Origin of the sequence: Thioalkalivibrio nitratireducens DSM 14787 (assembly GCF_000321415.2) — a bacterium.
Taxonomy (GTDB): Bacteria; Pseudomonadota; Gammaproteobacteria; order Ectothiorhodospirales; family Ectothiorhodospiraceae; genus Thioalkalivibrio; species Thioalkalivibrio nitratireducens.
Genome location: NC_019902.2, coordinates 1,057,119 through 1,077,057, shown reverse-complemented (window position 1 = coordinate 1,077,057; position 19,939 = coordinate 1,057,119). Strand labels below are relative to the sequence as shown.

At 62.3% G+C, this 19,939-nt stretch carries 14 protein-coding genes and 3 pseudogenes; 7 read left to right on the top strand and 10 right to left on the bottom strand.

All coding sequences use genetic code 11. From position 1 onward, the window contains the following. Position 1: 1 nt before the first annotated feature. From TVNIR_RS05250 to TVNIR_RS18825, 6 genes are all read right to left on the bottom strand, one after another. Positions 2 to 823 carry a Druantia anti-phage system protein DruA gene (locus tag TVNIR_RS05250; protein ID WP_015257949.1) on the bottom strand — a complete coding sequence of 274 codons (822 nt, stop codon included), beginning with the start codon at positions 821 to 823 and terminating at the stop codon, positions 2 to 4. A gap of 229 nt (positions 824 to 1,052) precedes the next feature. Next, positions 1,053 to 1,964, bottom strand: a complete 912-nt coding sequence (locus TVNIR_RS05245; protein ID WP_052316615.1) for an alpha/beta fold hydrolase — start codon at positions 1,962 to 1,964, stop codon at positions 1,053 to 1,055. Positions 1,965 to 2,020: 56 nt separating this feature from the next. Continuing rightward, positions 2,021 to 2,833, bottom strand: a complete 813-nt coding sequence (locus tag TVNIR_RS05240) for an N-acyl homoserine lactonase family protein (RefSeq protein ID WP_052316614.1) — start codon at positions 2,831 to 2,833, stop codon at positions 2,021 to 2,023. A 95-nt stretch (positions 2,834 to 2,928) separates the two neighbouring features. Beyond that, entirely contained in the window at positions 2,929 to 4,197 is a 1,269-nt protein-coding gene (gene ltrA / locus TVNIR_RS05235) for a group II intron reverse transcriptase/maturase (protein ID WP_015257946.1), read from the bottom strand. A gap of 888 nt (positions 4,198 to 5,085) precedes the next feature. Next, on the bottom strand, positions 5,086 to 5,721 hold the full coding sequence (locus TVNIR_RS18830) for a GIY-YIG domain-containing protein (RefSeq protein WP_083499359.1): 636 nt from the start codon (positions 5,719 to 5,721) through the stop codon (positions 5,086 to 5,088). After that, a complete protein-coding gene (locus tag TVNIR_RS18825; protein WP_083499358.1) occupies positions 5,718 to 6,134 on the bottom strand; it encodes a DUF6884 domain-containing protein in 417 nt (138 codons plus the stop codon). The genes TVNIR_RS18830 and TVNIR_RS18825 overlap by 4 nt, the downstream gene beginning before the upstream one ends. Positions 6,135 to 6,298: 164 nt before the next feature. Between TVNIR_RS18825 and TVNIR_RS21380 the strand changes: the two genes are divergently transcribed. The 6 genes and pseudogenes from TVNIR_RS21380 (at position 6,299) to TVNIR_RS05215 (ending at position 11,363) form a co-directional block, all read left to right on the top strand. Beyond that, complete coding sequence (locus tag TVNIR_RS21380; RefSeq protein ID WP_015257945.1) at positions 6,299 to 6,790, top strand: phage integrase N-terminal SAM-like domain-containing protein; 492 nt, start codon at positions 6,299 to 6,301, stop codon at positions 6,788 to 6,790. Further along, complete coding sequence (locus tag TVNIR_RS21375; RefSeq protein ID WP_083499357.1) at positions 6,720 to 7,274, top strand: integron integrase; 555 nt, start codon at positions 6,720 to 6,722, stop codon at positions 7,272 to 7,274. Before TVNIR_RS21380 ends, TVNIR_RS21375 begins: the two co-directional genes overlap by 71 nt. A 586-nt stretch (positions 7,275 to 7,860) precedes the next feature. Continuing rightward, a complete protein-coding gene (locus tag TVNIR_RS05225) occupies positions 7,861 to 8,109 on the top strand; it encodes a type II toxin-antitoxin system VapB family antitoxin (protein WP_015257943.1) in 249 nt (82 codons plus the stop codon). 663 nt (positions 8,110 to 8,772) lie between these two features. Next, positions 8,773 to 9,989, top strand: a pseudogene (locus TVNIR_RS05220) (IS110 family RNA-guided transposase). A gap of 333 nt (positions 9,990 to 10,322) precedes the next feature. After that, positions 10,323 to 10,418: pseudogene (locus TVNIR_RS21220) on the top strand (Type I secretion system protein TolC); the annotation flags it as partial. 324 nt (positions 10,419 to 10,742) lie between these two features. Next, positions 10,743 to 11,363: a DNA-3-methyladenine glycosylase family protein gene (locus TVNIR_RS05215; RefSeq protein ID WP_015257940.1), complete on the top strand. Its 621-nt coding sequence runs from the start codon at positions 10,743 to 10,745 to the stop codon at positions 11,361 to 11,363. A gap of 41 nt (positions 11,364 to 11,404) precedes the next feature. On the opposite strand, the gene TVNIR_RS05210 is transcribed toward TVNIR_RS05215, so the two are convergent. The 4 genes from TVNIR_RS05210 to TVNIR_RS05195 form a co-directional block, all read right to left on the bottom strand. Continuing rightward, a complete protein-coding gene (locus TVNIR_RS05210) occupies positions 11,405 to 12,229 on the bottom strand; it encodes a Crp/Fnr family transcriptional regulator (protein ID WP_211263147.1) in 825 nt (274 codons plus the stop codon). Between the two features lie 621 nt (positions 12,230 to 12,850). Next, positions 12,851 to 14,485: an ethylbenzene dehydrogenase-related protein gene (locus TVNIR_RS18800; RefSeq protein ID WP_015257938.1), complete on the bottom strand. Its 1,635-nt coding sequence runs from the start codon at positions 14,483 to 14,485 to the stop codon at positions 12,851 to 12,853. A 14-nt stretch (positions 14,486 to 14,499) separates the two neighbouring features. Next, a complete protein-coding gene (locus TVNIR_RS05200) occupies positions 14,500 to 15,627 on the bottom strand; it encodes a 4Fe-4S dicluster domain-containing protein (protein WP_015257937.1) in 1,128 nt (375 codons plus the stop codon). Between the two features lie 12 nt (positions 15,628 to 15,639). Beyond that, a complete protein-coding gene (locus tag TVNIR_RS05195) occupies positions 15,640 to 19,143 on the bottom strand; it encodes a molybdopterin-dependent oxidoreductase (RefSeq protein ID WP_015257936.1) in 3,504 nt (1,167 codons plus the stop codon). Between the two features lie 489 nt (positions 19,144 to 19,632). On the opposite strand from TVNIR_RS05195, the pseudogene TVNIR_RS05190 reads away from it, so the two are divergent. After that, positions 19,633 to 19,842 (top strand): annotated as a pseudogene (locus tag TVNIR_RS05190) (glycoside hydrolase family 13 domain protein); the annotation flags it as partial. Positions 19,843 to 19,939 lie beyond the last annotated feature (97 nt).

The following is a 19,939-nucleotide window of genomic DNA, read 5'->3' as shown; positions in this document are numbered from 1 at the left end:
CCTAGCCCTCCCCGCGCAGCCAGCGCCGGCTGTGCCGGTGCAGGGGATAGAGCCACACGCTTTTGGGCGCGGCGCCATGACGGCGGTGGCGGCGGTCGTCGCGGCCGCGGCCGGTGGTCTCACCCAGCGCCATCCAGTTGGCGGCCCGATAGCAGGCGCCGCGAAAGCGGGAGTCCACCAGCGTTTCGAGCAGCCAGGGGGTGACACCATACTGCGCTGGCCAGTCCGCCACCACCTGCCGGGCACCCCGGGCCAGGAGGTGGCTCGCCAGGTTCGGGACCTGCACCCAGGGCAGGATCAGAAACCGGCTGTTGCACAGCACATGCTGCAAGCGTTCCTGGCGCTGCGCGTCGCTCCAGCCGATCCAGCGATCCCGGCCCTGCAGCCGCCAGGCGGGGCTCGAGTATTGCAGGCAGCCGACCACCCCCTGCGCGGACACGGCGAGATAGCGCAGATGGGCGCCAAAGGGAATGCGATGCCCCCGATAGTGATGCTGCTCGACCAAAGCGCGCCACTGGCGGCGCTGCTCGGCACTGGTGACCGCGTGCAGCTGCAGCGGACCGAGCGCCGCGAGCGGCCCCTGGATCGGCACCGGCGCCGGCCGGTCCTCGGTGGCGATCGCCACGGCCACCCGCTTGGCCCGCTTCTGCCGCCGCGCCGGCAGCACGATCCGCTGCTGTTCCTCCAGGGTGTCGAGGAAGGCCCTGCACTCGACGGTCTTCGGCTTGCCGTTGGCGCGCAGCCATCCCAGCAGCTCACAGGCGGTCGCGGCCAGTTCCGTGCGGCTGAGCCCGGGATAGCGGGCGACCAGCCCCTGGATCAAATCCGTGTGCGGTTCCTCGACGACATGGCCGCAAAAACGCGGCAGGGGTGCGGACTGGGGGCATCGCGTTTCCCGTGGGCGGTTGTCTCCAGCGCCACCCTACTCAACGCCGGCCCAGATGTCCAGCACCGGAACTCTGCCGGGACAAAAGCGTAATGCTCCCCATTCACGGTAACATGAGGTCTTATTCGCATCGAGTCCCATCGACAGCGCGACGTCCAGATCCGCATCAATCTTCCCCGACTTTCCGGACGAACTCCGCAAGCTTGGTATTGAACCGTTCTGGGACCTCCAGAAAAGGGAGATGGCCAATGCCATCTATGTACGACGTCTGCGCGTGCTCGATCAGCTCGGCGGCACTTTCAGACATTCCCAATTCGATGACCTGATCCTCGACGCCATGAAAGAGGAGCACCGGCACGGTGAGCTCGCGCCAATGCCTTTCGTAATCCGCCTCCCGACCGAGCAGCGCCTTGCGAACATGGCGCGGTGTCATCATGTTGTAGGCAATCAAGGTGCGAACCTCATCCTCGGACGGCGCGTTCACGAAAAAGCTATCGATAAAGTGCTTGGTCGCGTCGATGGCCGTACCCAGGTCCGCCGAGGTCATGGGCACCAGATGCTTGGTAGCTGGCCCGAACCACCGGGCTGCGTCATCCATGAGGATCGCACCGACGAACATGAGCCCGCCGATCCCTGCTTCACCGTAATAGGCCACGTAGTCGCCGACGACGCGTCCACCCATCGAAGAAGCCACGAGCACCGGATCCACCAGATCCAGGTTCTCGATGATGGCCGCCACATCACCGGCCCACCGCTTGCTGTCCCGATAATAACCCGCCTCCTCGGGCTTGTCCGACATGCCGTGACCACGCAGGTCGAAAGTGATCATCCGGAATTCCTTGGCAAGCTCCGGATCCTCAACCTGCTGCTCCCAGTTCATATGCGCCTGGCTAAATCCGTGGATGAACAGAATAGTCTGACCCTCCGAGTTGCCCCATTCCTGCACGGACAGCGTGACGTCATCCGGAGCGGTGACGCTATGCGGTGTATAGCTCTTCTCACCGGCACCGGAGGCATTTATCGTCGGCGCGGCAAGCGCCAGCCCGGCGACGAGAACGAGTGGAGGAACTGCTTTCATAAGCTTGCTCCTTGAAAGAAATCTAGTGCTTCGGGGCACGAAGCCCAACGTAGCGCTCAGCCGACGCTGAACCGCGCAGCGGTTGAGCGGTCGGCTGGAGCACCTTGTTGGGCGGGACTGGACGACAAGTACTCCTGAGCCGCGAAGTCATGCGACGGCAAGATAACGAGCTCCGGCAAATGCTGCTTGAGGTCACGTACCTTTTCATACGAGTCAATAAGTTGAGCCTTGTTTCCCGTACCAGGTAGTTGATCCTTCATCAGCAACTCCGCTTCGTACGCCAGGTCACCGATCAGCAGCACTGGTGCTCTGCCCTTGATTCTTGCCAGCATGGAAATCGACCCTGGCGTGTGCCCAGGCGTCGGCAGTAGGATCAGCGAACCGTCATTCATGACGTCATGACAGCCTCCAAACGGTGCCAGGAGAGGATCATGAGTGTGCTCGAAATCCACGACCTGCCACCGGGCGCCGGGACGCTGCACATGCTCCCCGAAGATGAAGTCTCTCTCCGGGTGAGGCCCGGAGAGTTGAGCCCACTCGTTGCGACTGACAAGAAGATCTGCCTGCGGGACCTCTGCAATGCCTCCGACATGATCAAAGTGCAAGTGCGAGACGACGACCTTGCGGACGTCGGCGGCGTCGAACCCCAAACCCGCAAGCTTGTTTGTTATCGTCTCCTCTGCTCGCATCTTGAGCCGAAACAACCTGCGCATAAAAAAACGCCCGATACGGCTATCCACATACGTCGGGTTCGTCAGCACGGCTGTATCCAGCCCGGCATCGAATAAAATCAAACCTTTGGGATGCTCGAGCACAAAGACGTTGAGTGGCACTTCGACCCAGTTGCGCGAGAACAGGACCCACCACATCTGCGGGAGTCTGGTTCCATATCGATGTTCCGTGTGGATGCTCCCGGTACCCGTAGAAAAAACGTGCAGTCCTCCAATAGGGCTATGTTTCTCGGTCATTCGTGACATTTCTCCCTATTCGCCCCCCCCCCCCTGATTTCGGGTGGGTCAATTGCGCCTCCGCCGTAGGAACACCGGTTACCCGGCGCCCCCGGCACAGTCCCGGACGTGCGGTTTTCCCGCATCCGGTTCCTCGGTCGTACTCGCTTTCGCGACGGACGTTCCCTTACGTAAAGGCCACATGCGCGTGCTGTCTCTCCGTGGTTCGGGGGAAGGCGACACCCAACCGCTTCAGCGCCCGATTGAACTGGGCCCAGGTGAAGCTGCTCCGCTTGCCACCGCGACGATTCAGCCACTTGAAGGCACAGCCGATCGCCCACTGGTAGAAGCTGTGCAACGCCTGCTCGTTGCTGCGCAGCCCATAGTAGTTGTAGTGCCCCCCCCAATCTCCGGTTCAACTCCCGGATGAACCGGCGCCCCGGCAAGTGCCGATGGCCCTTGATCCACTCCTTGATCCGCTGCTTGGCGCGTTGCAGACGCTTGCGCGCCGTGCGCTTCATCACCCGCAGGTCGCCGCGGCGATCCCGACTCCAGTACAGCTCGAAGCCGAGAAACGCAAACCGCCGAGGCAGCCCGGGATGAAATCGGCTGAAGCGCAGGATGCGGGTCTTCTCCGGTGCCACGGCCAGGCCGAACTTCGCCAGCCGTTTGGGCAGAACCCGGTAGAACCCCTCGGCTTCCTCGCGATACTGGAACGCGCAGACGTAATCATCCGCATAGCGGATGAGCAGCGCCTGGCCGCGACAACGCGGCCGCACCACCCGCTCGAACCAGAGATCCAGCGCATAGTGCAGGTACACGTTGGCCAGAATCGGAGAAACGATGCCGCCTTGCGGAGTCCCGGCGTCCGGGTGCAACACCTGCCCGTCCGTATCCAGAATCCCCGCCTTCAGCCATTTGCGAATCAGGTGCAGAAAGGCCCGGTCGTCGATCCGCAGGGCCAGCATCCGCAGCAGCCAGTCATGGTCAAGATGATCAAAGAAGCCTTGTATGTCCGCTTCCACGACATGCCCGAACCGGCCATATTGCAGATTGAACCCCAGGTCTCCCACCGCTTCCTTGGCGTCCCGACCCGGCCGATAACCATAGCTCACAGGCAGAAAATCCTGCTCGTAAATGGCCGTCAGCAGCTTGGCGCAGGCGAGCTGCACCAGCTTGTCTTCCAGAGCCGGTATCCCCAGCGCCCGTTCCTGGCCGTTCTCCTTGGGGATGTAACAGCGTCGGACCAGCTTGGTCCGGTAGCGCTTCGTCTTCAGGCGTTCCACCAGGTCCTGTATGCGGGTGTCGAGGTCCTGTCTCGTACACCTGCGCCGTCATCCGATCCACACCACTGGCCGCGTTCTTGTTCAGATCGCGCCAGCATGCGTGCAGGAGTTCGGCGTTCAGTTCCCGGTATAAATCCCGAAAACGGTGGTCCTTACGGGCGCGCGCCCGCATGGCTATTCCCCGCAGGGCGGTTGGCTCGTGTACTCCCAGTCCGTCTGTGTCCGGCATCGAGTTTCCTTTGCGGGCTACGTACTTCCGTGGGGTCCTTCGCCCTGTGGCCGGCTTTCCCGACCGCCGACTACTATGCCCCATAAGACACCCCAAGCGCATACGGACGCCTTCCAGCGCCCTCCCTGGTCCAGACTCCCATCCCACCGCTTTAGGCTTCGGTCTAACCCTGTCTCCGGGTTTCCCCTTGCGTGCCTCAATAACCGCATGCCCTGTCGGTGGCAAGTCCGTCCAGGAGCCCATCGGGGCTTCCCGAGTTCTACGACGTATCTCTTGCCTCGCAGCCACGACCTGTGGACTCCGCCGGACCTCCACACCCTCGCCTTGACGGGTGCTTCTGTGTTGCCTTCGGTGTGCGTTAAAACCCTCGGCGCCCGGAACTGAGCTTGTCGAAGCTGTACCAGCACTTCAGGGTGCGCGATCACCCCTGTGGCCTACAGGATTCTCTGTCTACGCTTAACCTGCCTTGTTCGTCCTCCTTTACTCCGCCACAGGTCCAAGACTCGATACGGGTGGGTGGCTAACCCTTACCCGACGGGGACTTCCACCCCGCAAGATACGCCGAGCTTTGCTCGGCGCGATAACACCACGCATCACCGGCAGCAAAAAGCAGAGCGAGGAACGAGCGACGCTTTTTGCTGTCCGAGTGCATGTGATTGTTAGCCCTTTATTATCTCTGAAAAACCTTCAATACCCGAAGCATCAAAGGGTGTTTTATATAGCTCATTAACCAACCACAGACCACTTTCCGCGATCTTCTGTTTTGGGGAATAGTTGCCAAGCCAGTTTTCTGATGGTCCACAGTTCTTGCACCATGAAACGGTAGAAATTATCTTTGATTCCATTTCTAGTCTTTCTGTCTTATCATTTACCTCAAACACGCAAAATGAGAAGTTGCTTTGAATATGCTGACTGACGCGAAATTCGATTGATTTTTGATACTCAAAGTCAATTAAATGTGCATACTTATCCTTGGCCTTTCTAGTCGTAAGATCCAATTCCCAGAACTCAAGAAACGGATCATTGCTCTGGTTGAGTAATGAGCGACCGATGTGTTTTCTAAAGATGCTCCTGTCCTTGTTCTCATTTAGAAAGTGCTGTTTAAGCCTAGAGCGGAGTTGCTTCTCTCCCGTATGAGTGCCTATTCTAACTATGCGCTCTCCACCATGGCCATGCTCCCCTTTTTCAAACAAGATATAGATTCCATTTACCGGGATATGTGATTCAGAAAAAGGGAAGTTATGCCTTTCAAGCTTTCTGGCTAATACATGTATGGCCTCACATTCCTTGCTCATGCAGTCAGATCCTTGAGGCGCTGGAGCTGTTCGCCAATTCGTAGCCCTTCGAGGGGGACAACAGCATTTTTGATGTGTGGCAACAAATATTTTCGATATTTATCGCCAGCAAGAAATATGAACTCCGCTTCTTCCAAAGAGGCAACGGACCTAAATTGCCGCAAGACGTTGTTTGCCCACTCTTTGATATCAGCGGTTCGCATATTGTTGAGTGTTTGCTCGTATGGCTCAAGTTCTCGCTCTAATTCCAAAAGCCCGTGTTTTGCGGAAAGAACATAGATTTCATTTGGGCTCAAACTATTTGCATATTTGAGATTGAGTTTAAAGAGCGTACTCACATACAGATCTCTTGCCTTTGCTCGATGAGGCAATTTTTGGCTTACACAAGAAATGAGAACTATTTTCTGCCTCATGGCATCACTTGATTGGGCTAACGCGCCGGCTCAGGCGACCGCAAAAGCGGCGGATCGCAATGCGCCGATAATGCCATATAATCCCGGCACACGCAGGGTAGGGTCCTGTTTTTCGGGCCCTGGCCCCAGGATACGTGGCGGTAACTCAGGGAGGAAACGTGGCCATGGAAACGCCCCGTCTACCGCGGCTGCTCGATCAGGTTCGCGAGCGCTGCCGTGTCAAGCATTACAGCCTGCGCACCGAGCATGCTTACGTTCATTGGATTCGCCGGTTCATCGTGTTTCACGGGAAGCGGCATCCGCGCGAGATGGGCGCTCCGGAGGTGGAGGCGTTCCTCAGTCACCTTGCGGTACATGAGAACGTGGCTCCTTCCACGCAGAATCAGGCACTCGCAGCGATCTTGTTCCTGTATCGTGAGGTACTCGGAACGGACCTCCCCTGGCTCGACGGCGTAACACGCGCGAAAAAGCCGCCACGGGTGCCGGTCGTGCTCACGCGCGAGGAAGTGCGTGCGCTGCTGGCGCGCCTTGATGGTGTCCACTGGCTCTTGGCCAGCCTTGATGTACGGGTCGGGGTTGCGGCTGATGGAGGCTTTGCGTCTGCGGGTCAAGGACGTGGACCTGGAACGGCGCGAGATCACGGTGCGCGAGGGTAAGGGAGCAAAGGACCGGCGCACTCTCCTGCCTGCATCGCTGACCGAGCCGCTGCGGGTGCAGCAAGGGCGTGTTCGGCTGCTGCATTCGGCCGACCGCTCCGAACGCCTCGCGCCCGTGTGGCTGCCACATGCGCTGGAACGAAAATACCCGAACGCGGGGCGCGAACTGGCCTGGCAATTCCTGTTTCCGGCAGCGCAGCCTGGAGTCGACCCGCGAACGGGGGTCAGGCGAAGGCACCATTTGCACGAGTCTGCGGTACAACGTGCCATCCGCTCGGCCGTGCGCGCGAGCGGAATTCTGAAGCCGGCCAGCAGCCACACGTTGCGCCATTCCTTCGCGACACATCTGCTCGAGGCGGGCTACGACATACGCACGGTGCAGGAGCTGTTGGGGCACAAGGACGTTTCGACTACACAGATCTACACGCACGTGCTCAATCGTGGCGGTCGCGGGGTCTTGAGTCCGTTGGATGCAGGCGGATGAAACCCAGGATGCACCGCGGTTCACGCTGCCGCCGTTCCTATCGGGGTCGCTTCGACGCTGACGAGCGGGGCTGGGCATGCGATGGTCTCATCCTTGAGCGAGGGACATTGTTGGAAATTTAGTCCGGTTTGCCGAGGGTGGCAAACACAGGCCTCCTGCGGTCACCGCCCACCTCCCGGCGTGGCCCTGACATGGCTCGCGACCGCGCCCGGCGTTCGGCTGCGGCGGGCGCCGGGAGCACCTGATGCAGCACTGGGTCGCCCGCAACCGGGCGTACCTGCGCGGAATGCGCGCGGCGCGCGTGCTGTTCGAGACGCGGGCGGCATGACCTGCGGTCAGGTACCGCGACTAGAGGACAGCAGGTTCTACCCCTCGTCGTTCGTCACTTCGAGCGGCGACTCACCGCCGCCTTGTACGCCGCCAGGCGGTCGCGTTTGTCGACCGCGATGACGATGACACCCATCTTTCTCCATGCACAAGGAGCCACGGCTGGCCGCACTGCCATCTTCAGCCATCTTGCCGGCTGCCACGCTCCGGCTTATGCTGGCTGGCCCCGCGGGTATCCCGGGCTTCAGGAGCCGATCGCATGGCCGAACCACAGCTTTCCGTGCGCAGCGCCAAGGCGCGCGAACTGGCCCACCGGCTGGCCCGCTACGAACGCCGCTCCGTGGCGGAAGTGGTGGAGCGGGCACTGGAGATGTACCAGGCCCGGCAGCTCGGCAACGAGCCGGCGCATGCCTTCTACGAGAGGCTGGCGCGAGATTGTGCGGCCGACATCGATCTCGAGGCACTGATCCGCGAGGAGCGCAAACCGCATACGGGCATCGACCTGTGATCTTCGCGGATACCAACGTGGTGTCCGAAACGCTGCGCAAGGCGCCGGATCGACATGTCCTGGATTGGTTGATTCGTTTCGACGCGGAGGTCGCCCTCCCGACCGTGACCATCGCGTAGATCGCCTTCGGAATCCAGAAGCTCCATCCGGACCAGCGTGCGGCACGCTTGGCGCGCGGCCTCGATGCATGGCGGACCCGGTTCGCCGACCGCATCTTTCCGTTCACAGAATCCGCGGCGCTCGCGTACGGGACCCTCATGGGTGAGGCCAGGCGCCACGGCCGCACGCTAACTGTCATGCCCTCGGCCGCGAGGCACCCCGAAGGATGAAACTACGATTATAAATCAGAGACATACGATTCTAGGGCGGCGTATTTTCACGCTAACTGTCATGCCGCCGGGCGCGCGGCACCCCCGATGATGAAAGATAATGGGCGTGCTGTCGCGTCGGGCTGAGGTCGCGATAATTCTTGATGGCGCCTGACCGCGCACGCTAACTCGACCCGCTGCCCTTCACTCGTACCCGGATTGCCTGGCATGGCCTGGAAGGGTCATGGACAGCGCACGCTAAAAAGAGCCGTCGAGTCCCGACAGGCCGTTGAAGGACGGCGCCCTTGGCGACAGCACATCGTGAAGGATAGTGCGTTTGCCCGAGGAGGTCAGCATGGACATTACCCCGATTCACCGGCGCGTTGTCGGTCTGGATGTGCACCAGAGCAAGATCACGGCCTGTGCGCTGATCGAGCAGCCCGATGGCAGTGTGGCGGTGGAGCACCGGGAATTCGGGGGTTTCAAGCGCGATCGGCGGGCGTTGGCCGAGTGGGTTCGCGGGTTTGACCCGAGGTCGTGGTGATGGAGAGCACTGGGATCTACTGGAAGAGCCCCTATGCGGCCCTTGAGCGTGTGGGCGTCATGGCCTGGGTGGTCAATGCCCGTCACGCCCGAAACGTGCCTGGCCGCAAGACCGACCTCTCCGATGCCCAGTGGCTGGCCACGCTGGCCCGTGCCGGTCTGCTGCGGGCTTCGTTCATTCCTCCGGCCGAGATCCGCCATCTGCGCCTGATCGCCCGGCAGCGCCAGAAGCTGGTCGGGATGCTGGCCGCGGAGAAGAACCGGCTGCACAAGGTGCTGACCGATGCCGGGATTCGCCTGAACGTGCTGGTCTCCGACGTACACGGCGCGTCGGCACGGGCCATGATCAAGGCCCTGCTCGCCGATGCCCCCATGCACGCGATCCTCGACCTCGCCGGCCGCCTGCGGGCTTCCCGCGAAGAACTGTTCGAAGCCCTGCAACCGGAGGAACTGAGCACCAGGCACCGCTTCGTGCTCAACGAGGTTCTGGCGCACATCGAGTACCTCGAGGCCATGATCGCCCGCTTCGAACAGGAACTGCTTGCGGGTCTGGCCCCCTGGGAACCGCAGGTGTGCCTGCTGGAAACCGTGCCCGGCATCGACCGCATTGGCGCCGCCATGCTGCTCGTCGAAATCGGCACCGACATGGCGAGCTTCGGCAACGCGGAACGCCTGGCTTCCTGGGTCGGCATCTGCCCCGGCAACCACGAGAGCGCCGGTAAACGCAAGAGCGGACGCACGCGCAAGGGCAACGCCTGGGTCCGTCGCCTGCTGTGCGAGTTCGCGCAAGCCGCCTCCCGCACCCGCTGTGCGCTCAAGGACAAGTTTTCGGCCTTGTCCATCCGCAAGGGACACAAGCGCTCCATCGTGGCCCTGGCGCACAAGCTCCTGCGCATCGTCTACGCCATGCTCAATCATGCGACCCCCTACCAGGACCGCACCGTCGATTACGAGGCTCTCGTCGTGCAGCGCAACGCGCCGCGCTGGCTGAAGATGCTGGAAAAGCACGGCTATCTCACCGCCACCTGAGCCGCCACACAGGCTCTTCGAGTCCCGCAAGCAGGTATTTGCGCACCGGCATGCGTCACGCCAGAATCTCGCTCGTCCCGACCTCGGGTTCTTTCACGCTAAGCGTACAGGATGGCATGATCGCGGCGATCACGATCGTCAACCGCGGCGTGCTGGCGACCCGGAACATCGCGGATTTCCAGATGATTCCAGAACTTGTACTGCTGAACCCCTGGGATTTCCGCTGACCTGGCCAAGAATCTGGGCACCCACCTTTCTTGATCCCCACCCGCCGTCCCGGGAAGCCTCCAGGTCATACTCCCACGGAAGTGCTTCGGAGCCGGAGGTAAGGACATGCGGCAACCCCGCTTCGCTCAGGTCAGCCTGAGCTACACCCCCCCCCCCTGGTACCACGTCGTGTCGCGCTGCGTCGAGCGGGCATGGGCATGCGATGGTCTCTTCCTTGAGCGGGGACGTTGAATGAGCGAGCCCGGCAGTCCGGGAGCTGCCATCAAGGGCTTCCTGCGGTCCTCGATCCAGCGGGAGCAGCGTGTCGTACCGCGCCGCTACGCGGCCTGGAGCGGCGGGCATGGAACTGTGCCAATGCCGGCATTTGCGTTCCAGTATCGACCGGGTGGAAAGTGCCGCTGGGAGATGGTGTTTTGGCAGGAAGCTCGCCTCTACCATGCATGCCGGCCTACGGCCCGCGCCCGCCGCGGGTTGAAGACTCCGAGCCGCCCAACCCCGATTCGTACCCTTGACTGATGGAGCACGATGCCGATACCCGAGTACTGGAAGCGCGCCTGCGCCGATCTTGCCGGGACTGACCCGGTGATGGCCGCGCTGATCGCGCGCTATCCCGACGCGGTGCTGACGACCCGTGGCGACCCGTTCCAGACGCTGGCGCGCGCGATTGTCGGGCAGCAGATTTCGGTGAAGGCCGCCGACAGCGTCTGGCAGCGTTTCGCGGCATTTGTGGTCTCGGTCCGGCCGGAGCAGATCGTGGCGCTGGAGCTGGAGTCGCTGGCGGCCTGCGGCCTGTCGCGGCGCAAGGCCGAGTATTTGCGGGATCTGGCCGGCCACTTCGTCGATGGCCGCATTCAGCCGGCGCGCTGGCAGGATATGACCGACGAGGCGGTGATCGCCGAGCTCGTCGATGTGCGCGGGATCGGCCGCTGGACCGCCGAGATGTTCCTGATCTTCAACCTGCTGCGGCCGGACGTCTGGCCGGTCGACGACATCGGGCTGCAGAAGGCGGTCGCGCTGCACTACCTCGACAATGAACGCCCCACGCCCCGGACCCTGCGGCGCCACGGCGAGCGGCATGCACCGTGGCGCACGGTTGCCACGTGGTACTTGTGGCGCAGCCTGGATCCGACAGTGGTGTTGTATTGACCCCCCAAATCGCAGAAGCACTGTAGGCCGAAGGCCGTCACTCAATGCGGAGGGCATCTGCTGCACACCGCATCGCTCCCATGTGGGCACAAGGCTGCCGAGTCGGTATCGCAGAAATGGCACAGCGTGAAGGCGTCACGGAGCCGGATCCGGCTGCTTCCGACGTCGATTCCGTACTCCCGCATCTGTTTCAGGACACGCGAAAAAGTCTCCGGCGTCATGCCGAGATAATTTGCAATCAGCTTTTTCTGGAACGGAAGATCGACATCCAACGTATCGTGCCCTGCTTCGATATGGCGCAGCAGGAAATAATATCCGACACGCTGCAAAGGGGTTTTCATGTTCATGCCATCGACCTGATGCATGGTGTTCTTGTAGTGCCGCGCGACGATTCTCAACAGGTTCGTCGCGAACTGTGCGTCATCGAGCACCTGGGCCTTCACGACTCGTTCCGGAATCATCAGCACGACAGAGTTCTCGACGGCCTCGACATTGATAGGCGACGGACCGCCCATGAACATGACGGCCTCCATGCAGCTGTCGCCAGGCTTCAGCATACGAATGGTCGCTTCGTTGCCATTGCTGTTGCTGCGGTAAGTTCGCAGCGCACCCCTGACGGTGACGTAGATGCTGGCCGGTGCATCACCTTGATGGACCAGGATGACACCGGCATCGATGCCATGCAGGGTCGAGTTCGCAATGATTCTTTCCAGGCTCTCCTCGCTGAGACCCTCGAAGATCTGCGGCTTGTCTTCGAACACTATGGTTTTGGAAAGGCTCGCCATTGTCATAAAACCCGTCGGTGATTCCTGTTTCGGCTGAAGACCACACCGCGTTGTGGCTGGATCGGAATCAAGCCAGTCCATCGCTGCACGCTATACACAGCCATCTGGCGCGGCACTCCAGGGATACGGACGGATTTTTCAGCGCCAGCATTCCCTCCACGGCCCATGCCTCGGGCATCGACCTCATCGGTAACCCGCGCGATGCCGGCTGTTGCGCCGAAAATCGCGCCGTCGTGGCACCGGAATCGGGCCGCTTGCCTTACGGGCTGGCACCCGCTGGCATCGCCGCCACCCCTCGCTCCCGTGGGAGGATCGAGGGTGGCGGGTTTGGTTGTAAGGGTAGCGCACCATTCAGCCGACTGGTCGGCATCAGAGCAAGCCGGCGGATCATTCACGTCGGGACCGATGCCACTGACGAGCACAGGGCGCGGGCCCAGGTCGTTTCCCGCAGCGCCCACTAGAGGGCCACGTGGAGAGCGGTTGGTCGGCGCCAACTACCCGTGCCGTCGGTCACCCACTTGCGGGAGCGTGGGCATGGCCGAGATCGAGCGAGTTAGCGATTGCGGTGATGGCCGTCCGGTACCGGGGGGCGTTCAGGTTAGCGAGCAGCACGGTGCTCGCCTGCAGGCGTCGGCAAGGCCAACTGCCTGGGGCAGGGGTCCCGGGTGCGGTGCCACACCGACCCGGGCCACCGCCCCAAGGTCAATGCCGCGCGCGATGAAAATGCACTGGCTGGGCCTGCCCCGTGGGGACAGCGGCCCCGTCGTGCGGACAGATCATCGAGTCGGCGCTCTCGCTATCGGTGATCGGCTCGCCGAAGGGTTCGGCTTTGACACCGAAACGCTGACACTCGTCATCGAGCAGTCTGTCCAGCCATGCGGCCAGCGTGCGGAACGGAGCGGCTGCGTCGTTCCGCTGCAGCCGCTCGCTTAGCACACCGGACCAGCGGCCAAGATGGTCTGAAAGAAAGCTGCGCGCCGCCGCTGCGGTGACGTCGGACGCTTCCACCCAGTCGCTGAGCTGGGCGTAGGCAAGCTTGATGAGCAAGGTGCCGTAGAATTCCAGTTCGGCGGCGAGGTGGTCGGGACGCTCCGGCTGGTCATCCCGGATATCGACGCCGAAAGCCTGGTAGAAGCCGCTGATGTCGGCAATCTCGGCCGCCGGACCCGCCAGGCTACCCGCCCCGCTGTACGCCGCCGAATGCAGCGAACACGGAGTCCGGCCAAGGAACAGGCGTCCGTACTCCGCCTGCAGCAGAGCAGCGTCGGCCTGCCGCCAGGCTGTCGCCACCGCGTCGATGGCATCGCGCTCGGCCGCTCCGCGTACACCGCGGCCCGCTCTGCCCAGCGACTCGAGGGATCGGCACAAAGCCTCGTACCCGCCGGAATCCGGGTAGGAAAACAGGGCGGCGAGCGTTTGGAAACGGTGGGCTCGGGTCAGAATATCCCCGACCTTTTCGTCCATCACGGCGTTCGGTTCGATGCTCATGGGCCATTCCTCGATCCGCAACGGAGTCCAGTTCGACCAGCTCTTGCGGGCGCCCACCTCGTTGTTGTTGCCATCCCACACGGCGAAGGCCACTCGGCTGGTATTTCCTGGCGTCAACCGATCGGGATCCCCCGGGCTCAGATACCGCATGGGTCGGGTAATGGCCACGCGCCAGGTTCCGTCTTCCCACACACCCCAGCCATCCGCCATCTGCAGTGGCCGAACCGTCAGCGTGCCCCAGCCTTCCGCCATCTGATCCAGAACCGGGCTCTCGAACGGCCTGGCGACCGGGTTGTCCAGCCCGAGCGCACCCGTATACGCGCGGGCGTCGGTGAGCCTCAGCACCTCGTCGGGGTAGACATCGACCAAAGCGTAAGGGTAGAGATCGCGTATGTCCGGTTCACCCTTGGCGAGATCCCGCTGCAATGCGGCCCGCCATTGAAGAATGTTCACCTGGGCACCCGCGTGACCCATCATAGGGCTGCTTTGCACCTCGCCCTGCACGGGGAACTGGACAGCCACTTGGTCACCGAAAGTATCCGAGACGATGGTGTCCCTCGGACCGGCGCTCGGCCATTCGATCAGCACACCGATCCACTGACCGTTGTGTGCCGCTCGCGCGGAGATTTCGGTCACCGCCGGCTGCAGGTGCCGTGGCGGGACCACCATCTGTGGCTGCAGAGGCACCCGCACCGACTCGATGCCCTCCCAGAACGCCGCATCGGGATCCTTCAGCGGCCCGTCGGCATCGACGGGAACGGCCCGAATCATGTCGGCGGCCATCGCCGTGGTGACGATCAGCGCCGCAGTCAGCGCCACCGCGCCGGAAGCCAATGTTTTCTGCCACATGAGCATGCCTCCTGTCAGGTCACGTTGGTGCGATAGGTGTCGAAGCGCGCGTCGTAGGCATCCCGCACATACGTGGGCTCGACCATCGGAACGCGCACCAGCTCGGCGCCCTTGTCGTCGTAGCCGATTACTTTGCCGCCCTCCAGCTTGAAGCGATGGATGATCGCCGAGGTGGCACCGAACAGCAGCATCGCTCCGAGCAGTTTGGGGTCCTCGTAGGCGCGGCGATAGGTCTCGATGGCCTGTTCCACGCCCCAGCCGAACATCTGCCGCAGGTAGCGCGGGGGGACGTGCACCGGCGGAATGTAATAGGTGTTCGGCTCGAGCCCGAACTGCGGATACAGCGGCTTGGCAACCTTGGCGAAGTGGATGATGTAGTCCAGCGGGTTGTCTTCGCGCGCCTCGTCCGGCGTGGTGATGAAGCCCTGGAGCCGGATCTTGCCGATACAGGTGATGGTGCACTGGGTTTGCCGATTGTTCTCGATCGCCGGGTAACAGCCAATGCACTTCTCCGAAACCCGGGTCATCGGGTTGAAGAACACCTTCTTGTACGGGCAGGCAGTCACGCATTCGCGGTAGCCGCGGCAGCGCTCCTGATCGAGGAGCACGATCCCATCCTCCTCGCGCTTGTAGATGACCTGCCGCGGGCAGGCCGAGAGACACGCGGGATAGGTGCAGTGGTTGCAGATTCGGGGCAGATAGTACATCCACTGCATGTGCGGCATCTGCATCCAGGCGCCCTGCCCCATCTCACCGGTGCAGTCGTCCTCGCCGATGTTCGGGTAGGCGTAGTCCTCATCCTTGGGTCGATACCCCAGCACGATCTCGCCGTCCGGCGCTGCCTCGAACAGGGTCTTGCCCTTGTACACGGCCTCGTTGACGTCCTGCACACCGTGGCGGTCGAGGATATTGACGTCCCAGCCCAGGGGGTAGTACCCGTAGGGCTTGGTTTCGACGTTGTTCCAGAGCATGTATTCCTGCCCGCGGCCGGCGGTCCAGGCGGTCTTGCACGCGACGGTGCAAGTCTGGCAGGCGATGCACTTGTTGGTATCGAGAATCATCGCAAACTGCCGCTTGGGCCGCACGCCTTCGAAGGGGTACTCCATCGTCCGCCCCAGCTGCCAGTTGTAAACGCTCGGCATAGCAAAACCTCCTCAGGACTGTTCTTTGTCGGATGCAAGGACGTAGGCGCCCTTGAGATATCGTTGCAGCGCCTCGCTCTCGGCCGCGGGTCGAAGCCCGAGGCTCACCGGCCGCCAAAGCCCTTCGCCGCCGATGCCGCCCGGTTCCGCCTTGGTGAACTTGGCCATGGACTCGCGCGGGGCACCGGTGACACAGTGCACGTCCGCGGCGAAACCTTGCCCCTGCACGTGGCTGAAGAGCCTGCGCCACACGAGGCTGTTGGTTTGGTGCGTAGGCTTGAGCCATGACCGGGTAAGGCTCTGGTGGCCGCCATAGCGGAACATGGCCTGGTAGTTGGTCTCCGGGCTCTTGGCGATGCCGTCCTCACGGCCCTCGTGCCCTTGCACGGAGCCGGGCGTCGCCATGTATCCGTTGAACCACATGCGGGTGATGCCTGGGGGCGTCCCCGGGTAGTAGCGGGCCCGGGCCATCAGTCGCGCGACCTTGTACGCGTCCTCCCGGCCCTCTTGCTGCCAGCCGCGGAAAGGGAGCTCTTCCGGATCTCCGTCGATCCAGACGTAATCGCCGTCGGCAATACCGAGCTCCTTCGCATCGGAGGGATTGATGTCAACGTACATTTCACTGGTGCCGGGCATGCGCTTGTCACGGCGGTAGATGTCCCCGAACGGTCCGAACAGCATCATCATGTAATCGGTGTCGATCGGAGTGGTGTGCGCGCCGTGCCGGTATTTCGGCGTGTGGAACACGTAGCGGTAGCCCGCTTCGATCAGCGGATGCTTCGATGCCAGCAGCGAGGCCCCGTCCATCGTCGTGTTGCGCATCTGCCGGTTCTGGTGGCTGCGGTCGTCGGCCGGGATGCCCCAGTCCGCCGGCCGCTTGGGCCGAATCGCCGGGTGCTCCTTGGCCAGGATCGCGCAGGGCTCGTGGAAGGTGGCTTCCGAAGGTTCCCGGTAGACCGCCAGGTTCTCGCCCGCCTCGATGAACTCGGGCTCGGGCCGGTAGAATTCCAGCCGCCCCGTTTTCGTGTACCAGGGTTTGGACTCGGCGACCTGTTCGTAGCTGAACACCCGCGGGTAAGTACGATTGTTCACCAGCGCCGGGATGCCGGCCCGTGCCAGCCCGTTGAGATGGTGGAACTGGTAACCGCGGAGGTTGGCGGAGTGATCGAGGATGCGCTGCAGATAGACGTCGACCCGGTTCTCCTCGACGAACCGCCACAGGTCCACGAAGCGCCGGTCTCCGGTCAGATCGCTCAGAGCGCGGCTCACCAGTAGATAGGTTTCCAGATCGTGCACCGTTCCGTAGGTGCGTCGCAGCGGGGTTGCCGGGAAGATTTGCAGAAAAGGATTGGTGTTGGACGCCGTCATGTCCGGATGCTTGAACTCCATCCAGGAGTCCACCCCGTAGACGATATCGCTGTATTCACACGACGCCGTCCACCACCAGTCGTTGTAAACGACCAGCTCGCACTTGGGAAGGGTGTTGTTCACAACATCGTAATGGCCCTTCTGGTTGCCCAGACTGGAGTTGGAGTTCGTTTGCCAGATGGCCTTGGTAGGGGTCGGGACATGATTACCCGTGGTAATCACTTTGTCGCCGGCCATCATGATGCGCTCGCCGTTTGCCCAGTAGTGCAGCGATTCGTAGCGCAGGGTGCTTCTCCGGGAAACCGGCCCCTCGGGATCGATCTGGACGTTGAAGGGATCTTCTCCCGTCCAGAGCCCGGCGCCGGAGAACAGGCTGACCCGGTAGTTGCCGGCGTAACTGCCGATGTTGCCACCATGCCGGCCGACGTTACCGGTGAGTGCCACCAACAGGAAGATCGCGCGGTCCTTGTTGTCGTTGTTCCAGAACTGGTTCGGACCCATGCCGCAGGGAACCAGCGTCTTTCCGGCATGTTTGGCGATATCCCGCGCGACGCTTTCCACGGATCCCCGCGGCGCCCAGGTGATCGCCTCCACCTGCTCCGGAGTCAGGTTGTCGTCGATGTACTGCCGGGTAAGATCGAACACCGGGCGCACCTCGACCGTCTTGCCATCGACGGTTCGGACACGGAAGCTCCCCTCCAGCGCCGGATCGATTCCCAGCTTGTCGAAGTGGTCGCCGAGCTGATCCGTACCAACGGCGACCGGCTCTCCCGTGGCCTTGTCCCAGACCACGAAATCGGAGAACTCACCTTTCAGCGCATGGGGGATATAGCGGCCGTTCTGCTGATGCACCGGTGGCTCCTCCTCCCCGGCACCCAGCACGTGGGTCCAGTTGTCCAGCTGACGTTCCACGTGGCCGGGAAAAACGTCCCGTGCCTTCAGACCTTCCAGTGTGTCCATGCGCACGAGTGCCGGCAGGTCGGTGTAGCGACGAACAAAATCCTTGTCGTAGATGCCCTCCCGAATGATGACGCCGGCCATGCCCAGGGCGAGGGCGGGATCGGTGCCCGGGCGGATGACCAGAACCTCGTCGCACTTGTTGGCCGTGGCCGAGTACTCCACCGTGACCGCCACGGTCTTCGCCCCCTTGAGCCGTGCCTCCGTGAGCCAGTGGCTGTCGGGCATTTTGGTGCAGATCCAGTTCATGCCCCAGACGACGATCATCTCGGCGTTGTCGGCGTCGTGGAACTCAAAGTCGTTGGTTTGATCTCCGCAGACCATGGTGTGGCCGGGCGGCAGATCGGTGTGGAACGAATATGAATCCCAGGCGCCGGCGCCCTTGGCCTCATCCGGTCCCACGCCGCGGACATGGTGATCGAGCAGGGCCAGGCTGTTGCCCATGCGGAAAGTGCCAAGCAGGCGCGCCGCACCCAGCTTGGCCATGCCTCCCCGCACTTTCATCGTGCGCGTGCCGGCCCCGTCCATCGCATCGATCATCGAGGGGTGGTAACCCTGGGCTTCCAGGTGGCGCCGCCCCTGCTCGCCGGAATAGGTTTCGGCGATACTCCGCAACGTCCGCGCGTGATAATCGGCGGCCTCCTCGTGCGACACCTTGACCCATGAATCCCAGCCGCGATTGAGGAAGTGCTTCGGAGGCATACCGGTCGTCGCATCCCGCGGGAAGCCCTCGTCCACCCAGTCCTTGAACCCCTTGCGCAGGAAGGCTCCCTTGACGCGACGGTCGCCATACAGACGCCGCGTAAGTACGAGCCCCTTTTGGCAGCAGCGGGGATCCCACCGCGCAGATGCTTGGTTCCCCTCCAGATCGGTCGCCTTGTGATAACCGTAGGTGGGCTCGATTCGTGTCAGTACCTTGTTCTTGTAAAAGGCGCGAAGCAGACAATTGTGCGTGTCGTTCGGCGCACAGGTAAAAACAAAAGAGCCGTCACTGCGGTAGATATCGCGATAGATGTGTTCCCAGTTCCTGTCCGGATAATGAGCAAGTGGATTTTCGACGCGTGTCGGCGCCAAATACCGGAACTGCGCCAGCACAGCCCCAGGTGTTGCGACGGCGCCAAATCCTGCCGCACCTGCAAGCTGCAGGAAATGCCGGCGCGACTTGGAAAATTCTTTGGACCGGTCACCCATGTCGACAGCCTCCTCCTCTGGATCTGGGAACCAGTAAAAGCGATACCGCAGCGGGGGAAAATGACTGCAATCAATTCTGCTTTAAAGTTCTTCTATTTCCGGGGCACAAGCCTGCCAAGCGGGGCGACACGACCGCCATATTCTTGCATTCTAATTTAACGCGAAAGCCGCGCATCTCTCCCCTCTCCCGCTTGCGGGACCCGGGGGCCATGAGAGTTAGCACGAGCCCGTCACTCTGCCTGCGCAGAAATGCCCTTGTGACGACCTCGCTGAAGGCTGCACTCGCCACGGCACCCGATCAATGCGACCCTTCCGAATGCCGCTGCGCGCAGCGGGGTACACATTCCCCCGTTGCGCGGCCTATGCTGATCGGGAGTGAACTCCGGGTTTGCGTCCGGGATCGCGTGGGCGGTGCACCGCTGCCTGCTGGTCCGCGATTCCGTGCGTCCGATATCACGCCCGGTTGCCGGGCCGGATCGCGAGGGCACGATGAAGCGGGATTCCAGTGTGAGCAAACCGTTAGCAGCGGTGCCGTTGCCGGGTGAGCCCTACCCGCTCGGGGCCACGTTCGATGGCAAGGGCACGAACTTCTCGCTGTACTCGGAGGTCACGGAGCGCGTGGAGCTCTGCCTGTTCGACGCGAACGGCAGGCAGACCGCCGCGCACGATCTGACCGAGGTCACCGCGCTGTGCTGGCACGCGCGCTGCACGAGGTGAACCGGCTCTCCGCGTTCTGACGCGGCGAAGACCTGCGGATAAATCCCGTGTCCTCGCCAATTCCTCAGACCATCGGAGC